This window comes from Lysobacter sp. BMK333-48F3, from assembly GCF_019733395.1.
Lineage (GTDB): Bacteria > Pseudomonadota > Gammaproteobacteria > Xanthomonadales > Xanthomonadaceae > Lysobacter.
In genome coordinates this window covers 2,715,560-2,729,672 of the sequence record NZ_JAIHOO010000001.1, presented here as the reverse complement: position 1 = coordinate 2,729,672, position 14,113 = coordinate 2,715,560, and the positions used below count along the sequence as shown (strand labels likewise).

The 14,113-nt window shown below is 71.4% G+C and carries 14 protein-coding genes; 9 read left to right on the top strand and 5 right to left on the bottom strand.

Translation table 11 applies throughout. From position 1 onward, the window contains the following. Positions 1 to 3 precede the first annotated feature (3 nt). The gene (locus tag K4L06_RS11565; protein ID WP_221671527.1) at positions 4 to 1,311 is read left to right on the top strand and encodes an MFS transporter; all 1,308 of its coding nucleotides are present in this window, start codon (positions 4 to 6) and stop codon (positions 1,309 to 1,311) included. Between the two features lie 30 nt (positions 1,312 to 1,341). On the opposite strand, the gene K4L06_RS11560 is transcribed toward K4L06_RS11565, so the two are convergent. The 4 genes from K4L06_RS11560 to ubiH all read right to left on the bottom strand — a co-directional run bounded on the left by K4L06_RS11560 (position 1,342) and on the right by ubiH (position 4,662). Beyond that, positions 1,342 to 1,662 (bottom strand): hypothetical protein, encoded by a 321-nt coding sequence (locus K4L06_RS11560; protein WP_221671526.1) that lies wholly within the window; start codon positions 1,660 to 1,662, stop codon positions 1,342 to 1,344. A 101-nt stretch (positions 1,663 to 1,763) separates the two neighbouring features. Beyond that, the gene (locus K4L06_RS11555) at positions 1,764 to 2,111 is read right to left on the bottom strand and encodes a hypothetical protein (protein WP_221671525.1); all 348 of its coding nucleotides are present in this window, start codon (positions 2,109 to 2,111) and stop codon (positions 1,764 to 1,766) included. Positions 2,112 to 2,176: 65 nt separating this feature from the next. Beyond that, the gene (locus K4L06_RS11550; RefSeq protein WP_221671524.1) at positions 2,177 to 3,376 is read right to left on the bottom strand and encodes a UbiH/UbiF family hydroxylase; all 1,200 of its coding nucleotides are present in this window, start codon (positions 3,374 to 3,376) and stop codon (positions 2,177 to 2,179) included. Then, entirely contained in the window at positions 3,373 to 4,662 is a 1,290-nt protein-coding gene (ubiH, locus tag K4L06_RS11545; protein ID WP_221671523.1) for a 2-octaprenyl-6-methoxyphenyl hydroxylase, read from the bottom strand. The genes K4L06_RS11550 and ubiH overlap by 4 nt, the downstream gene beginning before the upstream one ends. A gap of 232 nt (positions 4,663 to 4,894) precedes the next feature. Between ubiH and K4L06_RS11540 the strand changes: the two genes are divergently transcribed. The 3 genes from K4L06_RS11540 to K4L06_RS11530 are packed head-to-tail and all read left to right on the top strand — an operon-like array spanning position 4,895 to position 7,002. After that, on the top strand, positions 4,895 to 5,488 hold the full coding sequence (locus tag K4L06_RS11540; protein ID WP_221671522.1) for a hypothetical protein: 594 nt from the start codon (positions 4,895 to 4,897) through the stop codon (positions 5,486 to 5,488). A 13-nt stretch (positions 5,489 to 5,501) separates the two neighbouring features. Continuing rightward, positions 5,502 to 6,056 carry a cob(I)yrinic acid a,c-diamide adenosyltransferase gene (locus K4L06_RS11535; protein WP_221671521.1) on the top strand — a complete coding sequence of 185 codons (555 nt, stop codon included), beginning with the start codon at positions 5,502 to 5,504 and terminating at the stop codon, positions 6,054 to 6,056. Between the two features lie 7 nt (positions 6,057 to 6,063). Further along, positions 6,064 to 7,002, top strand: a complete 939-nt coding sequence (locus tag K4L06_RS11530; protein WP_221671520.1) for a histone deacetylase family protein — start codon at positions 6,064 to 6,066, stop codon at positions 7,000 to 7,002. Between the two features lie 167 nt (positions 7,003 to 7,169). Here the strand turns inward: K4L06_RS11530 and msrB are convergent, their stop codons facing one another. Continuing rightward, entirely contained in the window at positions 7,170 to 7,595 is a 426-nt protein-coding gene (msrB, locus tag K4L06_RS11525) for a peptide-methionine (R)-S-oxide reductase MsrB (protein WP_221671519.1), read from the bottom strand. A gap of 131 nt (positions 7,596 to 7,726) precedes the next feature. On the opposite strand from msrB, the gene lptD reads away from it, so the two are divergent. From lptD to apaG, 5 genes are all read left to right on the top strand, one after another. Continuing rightward, positions 7,727 to 10,297 (top strand): LPS assembly protein LptD, encoded by a 2,571-nt coding sequence (gene lptD, locus K4L06_RS11520; protein ID WP_221671518.1) that lies wholly within the window; start codon positions 7,727 to 7,729, stop codon positions 10,295 to 10,297. Then, entirely contained in the window at positions 10,294 to 11,676 is a 1,383-nt protein-coding gene (locus K4L06_RS11515) for a peptidylprolyl isomerase (protein WP_221671517.1), read from the top strand. The genes lptD and K4L06_RS11515 overlap by 4 nt, the downstream gene beginning before the upstream one ends. Before the next feature lies 1 nt (position 11,677). Next, positions 11,678 to 12,667: a 4-hydroxythreonine-4-phosphate dehydrogenase PdxA gene (gene pdxA / locus K4L06_RS11510; RefSeq protein ID WP_221671516.1), complete on the top strand. Its 990-nt coding sequence runs from the start codon at positions 11,678 to 11,680 to the stop codon at positions 12,665 to 12,667. Then, positions 12,664 to 13,503 (top strand): 16S rRNA (adenine(1518)-N(6)/adenine(1519)-N(6))-dimethyltransferase RsmA, encoded by an 840-nt coding sequence (gene rsmA / locus K4L06_RS11505; RefSeq protein WP_221671515.1) that lies wholly within the window; start codon positions 12,664 to 12,666, stop codon positions 13,501 to 13,503. Before pdxA ends, rsmA begins: the two co-directional genes overlap by 4 nt. A gap of 224 nt (positions 13,504 to 13,727) precedes the next feature. Continuing rightward, on the top strand, positions 13,728 to 14,111 hold the full coding sequence (gene apaG / locus K4L06_RS11500; protein ID WP_221671514.1) for a Co2+/Mg2+ efflux protein ApaG: 384 nt from the start codon (positions 13,728 to 13,730) through the stop codon (positions 14,109 to 14,111). Positions 14,112 to 14,113 lie beyond the last annotated feature (2 nt).

Sequence of the window (14,113 nt, the reverse complement as noted above, 5' to 3'; positions counted from 1 at the left end):
CGCATGACCGCCACGCCGATCGCCCTCGACGCCGCCGCCCGCCCGCTCGACCGGCGCGACGCCCGCACCCTGTTGCTGTCGGCCCTGGGCGGCGCGCTGGAGTTCTACGACTTCGTCATCTTCGTCTTCCTGACCGCGACCCTGCGCCAGCTGTTCTTCCCGCCGGGCATGCCGGGCTGGCTGGGCGAGTTGCAGGTGTACGGGATCTTCGCCGCCGGCTACCTGGTGCGGCCGATCGGCGGCATCGTCATGGCCCACTTCGGCGACCGCTCCGGGCGCAAGCGCATGTTCGCCCTGAGCGTGTTCCTGATGGCGGTGCCGACCCTGTGCATCGGCTTGCTGCCGACCTACGCCCAGATCGGCGTCGCCGCGCCCTTGCTGCTGCTGTTCCTGCGCATCGTCCAGGGCATCGCGATCGGCGGCGAAGTGCCGGGCGCCTGGACCTTCGTCGCCGAGCACGCGCCGCCGGGCCGGGGCGGCTTCGCCTGCGCCAGCCTTACCGCCGGCCTCACCGCCGGGATCCTGATCGGATCGCTGATCTCCGCCGCGATCAATACCTGGTTCGCCCCGGCCCAGGTGCTGGATTGGGCCTGGCGCATTCCGTTCCTGATCGGCGGCGTGTTCGGCTTCCTGGCCGTGTACCTGCGTCGCTGGCTCAGCGAGACGCCGGTGTTCGCGGCGATGCGCGAAAGCCGGCAACTGGTGCGCGAACTGCCGCTCAAGCAGGTGCTGCGCGACCACCGCGCCGGCGTGGTCCTGTCGATGCTGGTCACCTGGCTGCTGACCGCGGCGATCGTGGTGATCGTGCTGATGACCCCGACCCTGGTGCAGAGCCAGTTCGGCATCGCCCCGCAGCGCGCCTTCCTCGGCAACAGCCTGGCCGCGTTCTGCCTGACCTTGAGCGCGATCGGCGGCGGCCTGCTGGTCGACCGCCTCGGCCGCGGCCGCGCCCTGTTGATCGGCTCGCTCGGCGTGCTGGCGTCGAGCTACGCGCTGTACTACGACCTCGCCCACGGCGGGGCGAACTTCCTCGCCCTGTATGCGCTGGCCGGCACCTGCGTCGGCGTGGTCGGGGTGATCCCGGCGGTGATGGTGGCTGCGTTCCCGCCGGCGGTGCGCTTCTCCGGGCTGTCGTTTTCCTACAACGTCGCCTATGCCGTGTTCGGTGCCTTGACTCCGCCGCTGATCGGCCTGCTGACGCCCAAGCTCGGCGGCATGACCCCGGCCTATTACGTGGTGGCGGTGGCGGCGATGGGCGTGCTGGTCGCCGTGTATCTGCTGCGCACCCGGCGCGCGTTCCACGAGCACTGAGGCATCGCGCGCCCTGCCCGGCGGATACGCTCAGCAGCGCACGACCAGGACCAGGAACAGCGCCGCCGCGGCCAGCGCACACACCGCGATCATCGCCAGCAAGGCCGCCAGCCGGCCGATGCCGCGGCGCATGCGCGGCGCCGACGCGAGCGCGCGCCACACCCGAACCGCGCCCCAGGCGGCCGCCGCGACGACCGCCGCGAACAGGCCCCACCACAAGATCAGCGCACCCAGCGAATGGCTCTCCAGGCCGCCCTGGCACAGGCTCATCGCCTGCGCCGCCAGCGGCGCGGCCGCGGCCATGCCGGCGGCGATACGGCAGCGCAGCGGTGCCCGTGCAGTCTGCGGCATCGAACGCGCCGGAGTTTCGGCTTGCCCCATCCCGCGCCCTTGGGTCTGCGATCGCGCAGCGGCAACCACGTCCGCCCGCGCACGGCCGCGCCGCGGCCGCCTCAGCACGGCAGTGCGAAGAACACGAGGAACACCGCCAGCCCCAGCAACCAGACCGCGAACATCAGCGCGACGCCGAGCAACAGCGCCAACGCGCGCCATCCTGCGGAGCGCCGCCGGCCCAGGCGCCAGCCCAACACCGGCATGCTCAGGCCGAGCAGCACGAACAGGCCCAGCACGCCCCAGCCCAAGCCGAGAAACAGCGGCGACTTCTCGCCGGCCTCGGGCGGGCATTGCCTCATCGCCGCCGCCAGGCCGGGCCAGGCGGCCAGCGCGACGGCGACGGCGCGGCCGGCCGCCGCGCGCAGGCAATCTGCGCGCCGCGGCTCGTAAGGTTTCGCTCCCTGCATGGTCTTGCTCCCTTGCCGCTTGGCGGCGTTCGGCGCGGCGGGCTGCCGCCGCGCAACGGCGGCGGCTACAAGCCCGCGGCGCGTTTCCAGAAATAGTGGGTCAGCGGCGGCAGCTTGCCGGCCAGGCCGAGCAAGGGCCCGCGCAACAGCGTCGCGGCGAGTTCGTCGTTGGAGAACAGCTTGTTCAGGCCGTCGAAGCCGTAAGCCGCCAGCGCGTTCTCGCTGCGCCGCTGGCGCGCCCAGCGCGCCAGCCGGTGCGGCGACCCCGGGTCGGCGCCGCGCCGCTGCGCCTGGCGGAACAGCGCGCGCAGGCCGGCGACATCGCGCAGGCCCAGGTTGACCCCCTGCCCGGCCAGCGGATGGACCACGTGCGCGGCGTCGCCGGCGACGACCACGCGGCCGGCGAAGTAACGCTGCACCAGTTGTCGCCGCAGCGGGAACGCCGCGCGCGCCGAGACCGCGGTCAGCGCGCCGAGGCGGCCGTCGAAAGCGCGCTCGAGTTCGGCCAGGAAGGCCGCGTCGTCGACCGCGAGCAGGCGCTCGGCTTCGCGCTCGGGCAAGGTCCAGACGATCGAGCTGCGCCGGTCGCGCGCGCCGGGCTCGCCGACCGCCGGCAGGAAAGCGATCGGCCCGCTCGGCAGGAAGCGCTGCCAGCACGTGGCCTGGTGGCTCAGCTCGCTGTCGACGTAGGCGACCAGGCCGCGCTGATGGTAGTCGTGGCCCTCGGCTTCGATCCCGGCCAGGCGGCGCAGCTGCGAGTCGGCGCCGTCGGCGGCGACCAGCAGGCGCGCGCGCAGGCGGCGGCCGCCGTCGAGCAGCATGCCGACGCTGTCGGCGGGGTCGCGTTCCAGCGCCTCGATCCGGTTCGGGCAATACAGCTGCACGCCGGCCGCCGGCAGCGCCGCCCACAGGCGGTCGACCAGCAGGCCGTGTTCGACGATCCAGCCCAGTTCGCGCCGGCCGAAGGCATCGGCGTCGAAATGCAGTTCGCCGCCGCCGGCCGCGTCCCAGACCCGCATGCCGCGGTAAGGCTGCGCGCGGGCCTCGCGCACCGCCGGCCACACTCCCAGGTCGTCGAGCAGCGCGGCGTTGTCCGGAGCGAAGGCGTACACGCGCAGGTCGGGACGGTCGGCCTGCCAGCGCGGCGGTTCGCGCGCCTCGACCAGGGCCACCTCGAAACCGTCGCGGGCGAAGGCCAGCGCGGCCGCGGCGCCGACCACGCCGGCGCCGACCACGACCACGTCGAGCAATTCGCGCCGGCTCATGCGCGGCCTCCGGCCGGGCGCGGCGCATCGACCGCGTCGCCGCGGCACAAGGCCGGCACTTCGCCGCGGTAGCCCATCGCGCCGCCGACCAGGAACGACTGCGCGGTCGCGACCCGGTCGACCGCGAACAGGCCGAGGCTGCGCAGCGGCCGCAGCAGGCCGCTGCCGTTGGCGCTGAGCCGGGCCAGGCCGTCGGAGAACGCGACCGTGCGCTCGCGGTCCGGCAGACGCCGGGCGGCGTAGCGCTGTAGCAGGTCGTCCGCGCCGCAGTCGGCTTCGCCGCGCGCGGCCAGTTCGGTCTCGATCAGTTCGGCCAGGGTCATCGCATCGCGCAGGCCGAGGTTGAAGCCTTGCGCGCCGATCGGGTGGATGGTCTGGGCGGCGTTGCCGACCAGCACCGCGCGCGGCGCGGTCAGGCGCGCGGCCAACACCCGGATCGCAGGGTACAGGCTGCGCGCGCCGCAATCGAGGAAGCGGCCGCAGCGCCAACCGAAGGCCTGCTGGGCCCGATCGAGGAAGCCGGCTTCGTCGAGCGCGGCGACCGCCTCGGCGCGTTCGCTGGCGACGCTGTGGATCAGGCCGTAGTGGCGGTCGCCGCGCGGCAGCAGCGCGGTCGGGCCCTCGTCGGTCAGGCGCTCGTAAGCGGTGCCGTCCGGGCCGCGTTCGCCGCGCAGCCGGGTCACGAACAGGGTCTGGCCGTAGTCGTGCTCCTCGGCGCCGATGTTCAGCGCCGCGCGCACCGCGCTACGGGTGCCGTCGGCGGCGACCAGCAGGCGCGCACGCAGCACCCGCTCGCCGGCGCCGTCGGCGACCCGTACGCCGCGCCAGCCGTCGCCGGCCTCGGCCAGACCGGTGAAGCGCACCGGCCGGTAGCGGTGCAGGCGCGGCAGTTCGGCCAGGCGCGCTTCCAGCGCTTCGCCGAAGTCGCGCGCGACCACGATCCGGCCGAACTCCTCGCGGCCGTAGCGCGAGGCTTCGAGCACGGCGCGGCCGAAGTCGCCCTTGCGGCTGATGTGGATGCGCCGGATCGCGCCGGTCGGAGCGCGCAGTTTGGCCAGCACGCCGAGTGCGCCCAGGGCGTTGAGGGTGGCCTCGGCGAAGCTGAGGTTGCGCTCGTCGAACACCGCCGGCAGCGCGCCGGGCGGCGCGGCTTCGATCAGGCCGACATCGAGGCCGAGCCGGTCCAGGGCGATGGCGAGGCTGGCGCCGACCAGGCCGCCGCCGACGATGAGCACGTCGTGGCTGGCGTAGACGGCGGCGGGCGGCGTCGAAGCGTCTGCATTCATCCGCTCATGATACGGCCGGCCCCGCGCAGCGTCTGTCCGCGTCGTGGCGCGCGGCCCGGTTCTGCGACCCCGTGCCGCAGCGCCGGCAGCCCCGGACGGGCGCCGGCGGGACGCTTGGAATCAACCACTTAGCGTCTGCTCGCCGCGCGCGCCGGCCGAAACCGGCACTTTCGCCGCAGGTTCCTTAGAATGTCGGGATTGGCGCGCCAGTCCGGCGTCAGGAGCCATCGTCATGCAGCCCAACACCCAACGCAGCCTCATCTTCGTCCTGCTCGCCGTGCTGATGGCGGCCACGCGCGTGAACCACTTCACGCCGATCCCGGACGCCTCGTGGGCGGTGTTCTTCATCGGCGGCTTCTACCTGCGCTCGTGGACCCGTTGGGCGTTCCCAGCGCTGATGGCGCTGGCGGTGGCGGTCGACTACGCGGTGATCACCCGCCAGGGCCTGAGCTTCTGGGATCACTACTGCGTCTCGGCCGCGTACTGGTTCCTGTTCCCGGCCTATTTCGCGATGTGGGCCGGCGGCCTGTGGGTCGCGCGCAACTACGCCCGCCGCTGGAGCACCCTGGCGCTGGCCGCGGTCGCCCTGCTGGCCTCGACCGCGGTCTGCCAGCTGCTGAGCCAGGGCAGCTTCTACTGGCTGTCGGCTTCGGTCGCCGACAAGAGCGTCGCCGGCTGGGCCGCCAACTACGTCGAATGGCTGCTGCCCTACCTGCGCACCGCCGCCACCTACGTCGGCATCGCCGCGCTGGTGCAGGCGATCGCCGCCGGCGCCGCCAAGTCCAAGGCCGGCGCGATCGGCGCGGACGACGCGCACAAGCGCTGAGTCCGTCGCGACGATGGGCAACCGTCTCTCGAAGATCTACACCCGCACCGGCGACGACGGCAGCACCGGACTCGGCGACGGTAACCGGATCGGCAAGGACTCGGCCCGGGTCGGCGCCTACGGCACGGTCGACGAAGCCAATTCCTGCATCGGCCTGGTCCTGGCCGCCGAACTGCCGCAGACCATCCGCGAACAGTTGGTGGCGATCCAGCACCAGCTGTTCGACCTGGGCGGCGAGCTGTGCATCCCCGGCCACTCGGCGATCTTCGACGCCGACATCGACCGGCTCGAGCAATGGCTCGACGCGCACAACGACGAACTGCCGCCGCTGAAGGATTTCATCCTGCCCGGCGGCGGCGAAGCGGCGGCGCGTTGCCACATCGCCCGCACCGTGGTCCGCCGCGCCGAACGCGAGACCGTCGCCCTGGCCCGGGTCGAAGACGTGCGGCCGCAGGCGGTGCGCTATCTCAACCGCCTCTCCGACCTGCTGTTCGTGCTGGCCCGCGTGCTGGCCCGCGCCAGCGGCCACGGCGAGGTGCTGTGGAACCACGAGCGCCGCAAGGGCTGACCGCGCGATGCGCGTCTACACCCACCCGGCCTGCACCCGCCACGACCCCGGCCCGGGGCATGCCGAGCGGCCGCTGCGCCTGGTCGCGGTGACCGAGGCCCTGCGCGAGGCCTTTCCCGAACTGGATTGGCGCGAGGCGCCCAGCGCCAGCCGCGGCCAGTTGCTGCGCGCCCACGGCGATGCCCTGCTGGCCCTGGTGCTGGACACCGCGGTCGACGGGCCGATGGCGCTGGACCCCGACACCGTGCTCGCGCCGGGCTCGGCCGAAGCCGCCTTGCGCGCCGCCGGCGCCGGCGTGGCCGCGGTCGACGCGGTGCTCAAGGGCGAGGAGCGGCGGGTGTTCTGCGCGGTGCGTCCGCCCGGCCACCACGCCACCTACGACACGGCGATGGGCTTCTGCCTGTTCAACAACATCGCCGTCGCCGCCGCCCACGCCTGCGACAAGCACAACCTGGCCCGGATCGCGGTGATCGATTTCGACGTCCACCACGGCAACGGCACTCAGGCGATCTTCGATACCGACCCGCGGGTGATGTACGTCAGCTCGCACCAGATGCCGCTGTACCCGGACACCGGCTACGCCCATGAGCGCGGGATCGGCAACATCGTCAACGCGCCGCTGCCGCCGGGCACCGGCAGCGAAGGCTTCCGCAAGGTCTGGCGCGAGCGCCTGCTGCCGACCATCGACGGGTTCCGCCCGCAGCTGGTGCTGATCTCGGCCGGCTTCGACGCCCACCGCCGCGACCCGTTGGCCCAGGTCGAGCTGGACGGCGAGGATTTCGCCTGGATCACCCGCGAACTGGTCGCGATCGCCGAGCGCCACGCCGGCGGCCGGGTGGTGTCGATGCTCGAAGGCGGCTACGACCTGGCCGCGCTGCGCGAGAGCGCGGTGGCGCATGTGGGGGCGCTGATGGAGGCGGTTTGCCCGCCCGTGGGGGCGGCTTAAGCCGCGATTGCTCCGAGCCCAACCGAAGCCCGGCCGAACCAAGCGCCGGACTACCACGAGACGCCGGACCGGCGTCCGCCGCTTTTCGGCCTATCCGCCGGGAAACCGGCGATTCGTCGCTGCCGAAGATGCTTTGCCGAACTACCGGGCTTCGGAAAGGCCGCGCATTACACCTCTTCGGTTCCCTCGAACCCCAACGCCGCCGAATTGATGCAATAGCGCAGTCCGGTCGGCCGCGGGCCGTCGGGGAACACATGCCCCAGATGCGAGGCGCAGCGCGCGCACTTGACCTCGATCCGGCGCATACCGTGACTCTCGTCGGCGTGCTCGCTGACCGCCTGCGGGCTGAGCGGCTGCCAATAGCTCGGCCAGCCGCTGCCGGAGTCGTACTTGGCTTCGGACGAGAACAAGGGCTCGCCGCAGGCCACGCAGGTGTAGGTGCCGGCCTGCTTGTGGTTCCAGTAGCGGCCGGTGAAGGCGCGTTCGGTGGCCGAACAGCGGCAGACCGCGTACTGCTCCGGGCTCAGCTGTTCGCGCCATTCAGCTTCGCTCTTGGCGACCGGGGCCGGGTCGGGACGGGAAGACGGGCTCATGGGCTCCTCCGGGTTGGGCCTGCGGCGTTGCGGGAAAATGAACGCCGATGCCGCTTAAATGGCGCTCGCGTTGCCCGCTTGCAAGGGATACGGCAAGCTAACCGCCGTTTTTCCGTCCATCGGATGGTCGCGTGCGCAAACCCCTCCGCCTGCTCCCGTTGTCGCTGTGCATCGCCATCGCCCTGCCCGCGTACGCGGCGGACGACAACGAGAACTGGGGGCTGTGTCCGCTGATCGACGCGGTGCCGTCCTTCGACGACGCCCCGGCCCCGACCGGCACCGTCGAGCAGCGCGCCGAGCAACCCACCGACATCGACGGCGGCACCCTGCAGCGCGCCGGGGCCAACGAGAACATCGTGGTCCAGGACAATGTGCGGCTGAGCCGCGGCGACCAGTTCCTGGGCACCGACAAGCTCACCTACAACCAGGAATCGGGCAAGTACACCGCCGAGGGCCATGTCCGCTACCAGGACTCGAGCATGCGCCTGGTGGCCGAGCGCGCCGAGGGCGACCAGAACGCCGACCAGCACCGCATCGACGAAGTCGATTACCAGCTGACCGCGCGCCGCGGCAACGGCGGCGCCGAGCGGATCGAGCTCAACGGCGCCAAGGGCTCGCTGCACGGCTCGACCTATTCGACCTGCGCGCCGAACCAGCGCGCCTGGGAGCTGCGCGCCCACCGCATCGACATCGACACCGCCGAAGGCATGGGCGTGGCGCGCAGCGCCACCCTGCGGATCGGCAAGGTGCCGGTGCTGTACGTGCCCTGGTTCGTGTTCCCGGTCGACGACCGCCGCCGCACCGGCCTGCTGTACCCGAACATCTCGATGTCGGGCAAGAACGGTTTCGACTGGCGCCAGCCGATCTACCTCAACCTGGCGCCGAACTACGACGCCACCTTGTACCCGCGCTACATGGCGCGGCGCGGCGGCTCGATCGGCGGCGAATTCCGCTGGCTGTACGAGAACGGCTCCGGCGAGGTCTCGGCCAACTGGATGCCGCACGACGACCTGCCCAACAAGGACCCGCAGCGCTACACCGACTACCGCCGCAACGACCCCAGCGGCCGCCTGTTCGAGATCCCCAAGGACCGCCGCCCGGTCAACAACCGCGGCGAGTTCGCGCTCAAGGCCAGCCACCGCCTGGACGGCACCTGGTACGCCGGCGCCAACCTGGCCTGGGTCAGCGACAAGTACTACCTGCAGGACTTCAGCAACAGCCTGTACGGCCAGTCGGCGATCTCGCTGCGCAGCGAAATCGGCCTGTACGGCCGCGGCCGCTACTGGGACGCCAGCTTCACCGCCGACCACAACCAGTTGGCCGACTTCACCCTGCAGGAAAACTCGCTGGCCTACGACCGCCTGCCGCGTGCGACCTTCCATTGGGCGCAGCCGTGGAACCGCTGGGTCGAGACCGGCGTCGACACCGAGGCGGTGCGCTTCCAGCACGAGGACATGAAGTTCACCCCGGGCGATCCGGCTGCGCCGATCGGCCTGCGCCGCGAGATCCCCGGCGGCAGCCGCTTCGACGTCAAGCCCTACGTCAGCTTCCCGCTGGAGGGCGCGTCCTGGTACATCCGGCCCAAGCTGGCCTACCGCTACACCGCCTACGAGCTGGACGGCGAGCTGGCCGCGCAACTGGCCAACCAGCAGGCCGACGCCTATGTAAGCGCGCATAGCGGCGACACCAATCCGCCGGTCAAGACCGACGCGCTGGTGCGCAGCTTCTACAACAAGTCGCCGACCCGTAGCCTGCCGATCACCTCGATCGACGCCGGCATGTACTTCGACCGCCACACCGAAATCCGCGGCGAGAGCTACCTGCACACCCTGGAACCGCGGGTGTTCTACCTGCGCGCGCCGTACCGCGACCAGGCCGGCCTGCCGCTGTTCGACACCAACCCGATGTCGTTCAGCTGGGGCGCGCTGTTCCGCGACAACCGCTACTCCGGCGCCGACCGCCAGACCGACGCCAACCAGCTCACCACCGCCCTGACCACCCGCCTGATCAGCGAGGCCGACGGCCGCGAGCGCCTGGCGGCGAGCATCGGCCAGATCCAGTACTTCGACGATATCCGGGTCACCGCCGGCGCCGAGCAGCCGATCAAGCAGGGCAAGTCGGCCTGGGTGGCCGACGTCAGCGTCTCGCCGAGCGACCGCTGGACCATCAACGCCACCTACCAGTGGGATCCGCGCCTGCGCAGCGAAGACGTGGCCAGCCTGCGCGCCCGCTACCTGTTCGGCAATTCCGGGGTGGTCAACTTCGCCTACCGCTACCGCCGCAACCTGGCGGTGTCGCCGAACGCCCGCCGCGAAGAACGCGACCAGTACGAGCAGGCCGATTTCTCCTTCCTGTACCCGATCAACGACAACTGGAGCGTGGTCGGCCGCTACTACTACTCGCTCAAGGACAAGCGTCCGCTCGAGCAGATCGCCGGCGTGCAGTGGGAAAGCTGCTGCCTGGCGGTGCGCGCGATCGCCCGCCGCTACCAGCGCAACCGCTCCGAAGACCTCAACAGCTCCTTTCAGGTGGAGTTCGAACTCAAGGGTCTAGGCTCGGCCGGCCAGAACACGGAGCGCGTTTTGCGCCGTGCTATTCTCGGCTACAACCGCGACGACCTGTACCTGGCGCCGCCGTCTCCCACGGTCAGCCGCGAAAACCGCGGCGCCGACGCCGACTCGACCCTCGACCCGACCCTATGAACAAAATTCTCGCGCGCCGCCCGCTCCTTGCGAGCCCGGTTTTGGCAAGTCTGCTGGCCGTCGGCGCGTTGTTCGGCGGGGCCGCCTACGCCCAGGACACCCAGCCGATCGACCGGATCGCCGCGGTGGTGGACGAGGACGTGATCCTCAAGACCGAGCTCGACCGCGCCCTGGCCAACATCCTCAACCAGTACGCCGGGCGCAGCGAGCAGCTGCCGCCGCGCGACGTGCTGGAGCGGCAGATGCTGGAACGCCTGATCCTGGTCAAGATCCAGGTCGCCCAGGCCCTGGGCACCGGCGTGCGGGTCGGCGACGCCGAGATCGAACAGGCCATCGCCGGCATCGCCAACTCCAACCGCATCAGCGTCGACCAGCTGCGCCAGCAGGTGGTCCGCGACGGCAGCTCGTTCACCGATTTCCGCAACTCGGTCCGCGACGAACTGCTGATCCAGCGCCTGCGCCAGCGTTTCGCCCAGACCCGGGTCTCGGTCAGCGACGCCGAAATCGACGCCGCCCTGGCCACCCAGGCCAACTCCGGCACCCAGTACCACCTGGCCCACATACTGATCGCCCTGCCCGACGGCGCCACCCCGGAGCAGATCGCGACTGCGCAGAAGAAGGTCGACGGCGTCAAGGCGCTGATCGACAAGGGCGAGATGGACTTCAACGCCGCTGCCGTGCGCTATTCCGACAGCCCCAACGCGCTGGAAGGCGGCGACCTGGGCTGGCGCGGCATGGACGAGATACCGGCCGCGTTCGCCGAACTGATGCGCAAGATGAGCCCGGGCCAGGTCACCGAGCCGCTGCGCGGCGCCAGCGGCTTCCAGCTGCTGAAGCTGGTCGAGGTGCGCGACGCCTCGCAGAGCGCGCCGAAGATGGTCACCCAGTACCACGCCCGCCACATCCTGATCCGCACCAACGACCAGACCAGCGACGCCCAGGCCAAGGCCAAGGCCGACACCCTGCGCGCCCGCCTCGCCGGCGGCGCCAAGTTCGAGGACGTGGTCAAGGAAAGCTCGGAAGACCTGACCTCGCAGACCAAGGGCGGCGACCTGGGCTGGTTCATGCAGGACGAGTTCGGTCCGGAGTTCGGCGGCGCGGTCGGCGCGCTGGCCGACAACGAAATCTCCGCCCCGGTCCGCACCCAGGCCGGCTACCACATCGTCCAGCGCCTGGGCACTCGCCAGAGCGACGTGTCCGACCAGAGCAAGCGCGCCCAGGTCCAGGAGACCATCGGCCGGCGCAAGCTGGAGGAAGAGTGGAACCGCTTCCTGCGCGAGAAGCGCGGCGAAGCCTATGTCGACTTCCGGGTCGGCAAGGGCTCGGAACAGAACAACCCGCCGGCCGAGCCGGCCAAGCCCGCCACCTCCGGCGGCTGACGTGACCCCGCCCCGGCTCGCGCTGGTGCCGGGCGAGCCGGCCGGCGTCGGGCCGGAGCTGTGCGTGCGGCTGCTGCAGCAGCCGCGCGACTACGACCTGATCGCCTACGCCGACCCGCGCAGCCTGCGCGCCGCGGCCGACGCCCTCGCCCTGCCCCTGACCCTGCTGCCGCCGGACCGCCCCTCGCGGGCGCCGGGCGAGCTGGCGCTGGTCGAGATCCCCCATCCCGTGCTTCCGGCCTTCGGTACGCCCGAGCCGGGCAACGCCGCGGCCGTGATCCAGGCCCTGCGCGACGCCGCCCAGGCCTGCCTGGACGGGCGCCTGGACGGGATCGTCACCGGCCCGGTGCACAAGGCCGCGATCAACCAGGGCGGCATCGCCTACACCGGCACCACCGAGCTGCTGGCCGAACAGGCCGGCTGCGAGGTGGTGATGATGCTGGCCAACGCCGTGGTCCGGGTCGCCCTGGCCACCACCCACCTGCCCCTGCGCCAGGTCGCCGACGCGATCCGGCCCGAGCCGCTGGCGCGCACCCTGCGCATCCTCGATGCCGCCCTGCGCCGCGATTTCGGCCTGGCCCGGCCGGCCATCGCCGTGCTCGGCCTGAACCCGCACGCCGGCGAGGCCGGACACCTGGGGCGGGAGGAGATCGAGGTCATCGAGCCGCTGCTGGAACAGTTGCGCGGCGAAGGACTGAACCTGATCGGCCCGCTGCCGGCCGACACCGCCTTCCTGCCGGCCAAGCTGCGCGGCTACGACGCGGTGCTGGCCATGTACCACGACCAGGGCCTGCCGGTGCTCAAATACAGCGGCTTCGAACACGCCGTGAACCTGACCCTGGGCCTACCCTATCCGCGCGTCGCGGTCGATCACGGCACCGCGCTCGACCTGGCCGGCCGCGGCCTGGCCGACCCGTCCAGCCTGATCGCCGCCGCCACCGCCTGCGCGCGCATCGCGCGCACCCGCCGCCAGACCGGAGCCACGCCATGACCGGCACGGCCAAGACCCATGCCAAGGGCTTCAAGCCCGAAGCCAAGAAGCACCTCGGCCAGCACTTCCTGCACGACGCCGGCATCATCGGCATGATCGTGCACGCGGTGGACCCCAAGCCCGGCGACCGTCTGGTCGAGATCGGCCCCGGCCAGGGCGCGATCACTTTCCCGCTGCTGGACCGCCACGGCGAGCTGACCGTGATCGAGTTCGACCGCGACCTGATCTTCCCGCTGACCGAGGGCGCGCGCGCCCACGGCACCCTGGAGGTCATCCACCGCGACGTGCTCACCGTCGATTTCAGCGCCCTGGCCCACAACGGCGGGCCGATCCGGCTGGTCGGCAACCTGCCCTACAACCTGTCCTCGCCGATCCTGTTCCATGCCCTGGAGCACGCCGCGGCGATCGTCGACATGCACTTCATGCTGCAGAAGGAAGTGGTCGACCGCATGGCCGCCGCGCCGGGCAGCAAGGTCTTCGGCCGGCTCAGCGTGATGCTGCAGGCCTATTGCCAGGTGATCGCCCTGTTCGACGTGCCGCCGGCCGCGTTCCGGCCGCCGCCGAAGGTCGATTCGGCGGTGGTGCGGATGATTCCGCACCCGCCGGAAAAGATCGGCATCGCCGACCACGCGCTGTTCGCGCGGGTGGTCCGCGACGCCTTCGGCCAGCGCCGCAAGACCCTGCGCAACGCCCTGTCGCAGGTCTGCGACGGCGCCGCGATCGAAGCCGCCGGGCTGCGCCCGGACGCACGCGCCGAGCAGATCGAGGTCGCCGATTTCGTCCGCCTGGCCAACTCGCTCGCCGCCAGCGGCGCGGCCCTGGCCGAACCGGGCTGAGCGGCGCGTTCTCACAACGCGAGGACGCCGCCGTTTTTCCAGTCGAACGGCCGCGGCCGCGCGGGACGCGCGGCGACGCTGTCTATCGGCCGCAGCGACGCACATAATGCGCCGCCGCCGCAGGCGCGCTATTTTCCGAACCGGCAAACCGCCCGGTCCCGCCCGCCGCGTCGGCGCCGGCGAACTCATTACCGCTTCATCCTTGCTTTGCTTACACTGCCGCCATGGAACACCGTCACGACTACGCCTTCGACATCGACGTCGCCACCCGCTATCTGGACGACCAGTCCGAGCCGGATCAGGACCGTTATGTCTTCGCCTACACCATCCACATCCGCAACGCCGGCAAGGTGCCGGCTCGGCTGGTGTCGCGGCACTGGGTGATCACCGACGCCAACGGCAAGGTGCAGGAAGTGCGCGGCGACGGCGTGGTCGGCGAACAGCCGTGGCTGCGTCCGGGCGACGATTACGAATACACCTCCGGCGCGGTGCTGGAAACCAGCCTGGGGACGATGGAAGGCAGCTACGCGATGGTCGCCGACGACGGCACCCGTTTCGACGCGCCGATTCCGGCGTTCACGCTCACCGTTCCGCGCACCCTGCACTGAGC

What these genes read in the sequence shown, in the direction of transcription:
- K4L06_RS11565 (WP_221671527.1), top strand. Translation starts at nt 4, where the DNA reads ATGACCGCCACGCCGATCGCCCTCGACGCCGCCGCCCGCCCGCTCGAC.
- K4L06_RS11560 (WP_221671526.1), bottom strand. Translation starts at nt 1,662, where the DNA reads ATGCCGCAGACTGCACGGGCACCGCTGCGCTGCCGTATCGCCGCCGGC.
- K4L06_RS11555 (WP_221671525.1), bottom strand. Translation starts at nt 2,111, where the DNA reads ATGCAGGGAGCGAAACCTTACGAGCCGCGGCGCGCAGATTGCCTGCGC.
- K4L06_RS11550 (WP_221671524.1), bottom strand. Translation starts at nt 3,376, where the DNA reads ATGAGCCGGCGCGAATTGCTCGACGTGGTCGTGGTCGGCGCCGGCGTG.
- ubiH (WP_221671523.1), bottom strand. Translation starts at nt 4,662, where the DNA reads ATGAATGCAGACGCTTCGACGCCGCCCGCCGCCGTCTACGCCAGCCAC.
- K4L06_RS11540 (WP_221671522.1), top strand. Translation starts at nt 4,895, where the DNA reads ATGCAGCCCAACACCCAACGCAGCCTCATCTTCGTCCTGCTCGCCGTG.
- K4L06_RS11535 (WP_221671521.1), top strand. Translation starts at nt 5,502, where the DNA reads ATGGGCAACCGTCTCTCGAAGATCTACACCCGCACCGGCGACGACGGC.
- K4L06_RS11530 (WP_221671520.1), top strand. Translation starts at nt 6,064, where the DNA reads ATGCGCGTCTACACCCACCCGGCCTGCACCCGCCACGACCCCGGCCCG.
- msrB (WP_221671519.1), bottom strand. Translation starts at nt 7,595, where the DNA reads ATGAGCCCGTCTTCCCGTCCCGACCCGGCCCCGGTCGCCAAGAGCGAA.
- K4L06_RS11515 (WP_221671517.1), top strand. Translation starts at nt 10,294, where the DNA reads ATGAACAAAATTCTCGCGCGCCGCCCGCTCCTTGCGAGCCCGGTTTTG.
- rsmA (WP_221671515.1), top strand. Translation starts at nt 12,664, where the DNA reads ATGACCGGCACGGCCAAGACCCATGCCAAGGGCTTCAAGCCCGAAGCC.
- apaG (WP_221671514.1), top strand. Translation starts at nt 13,728, where the DNA reads ATGGAACACCGTCACGACTACGCCTTCGACATCGACGTCGCCACCCGC.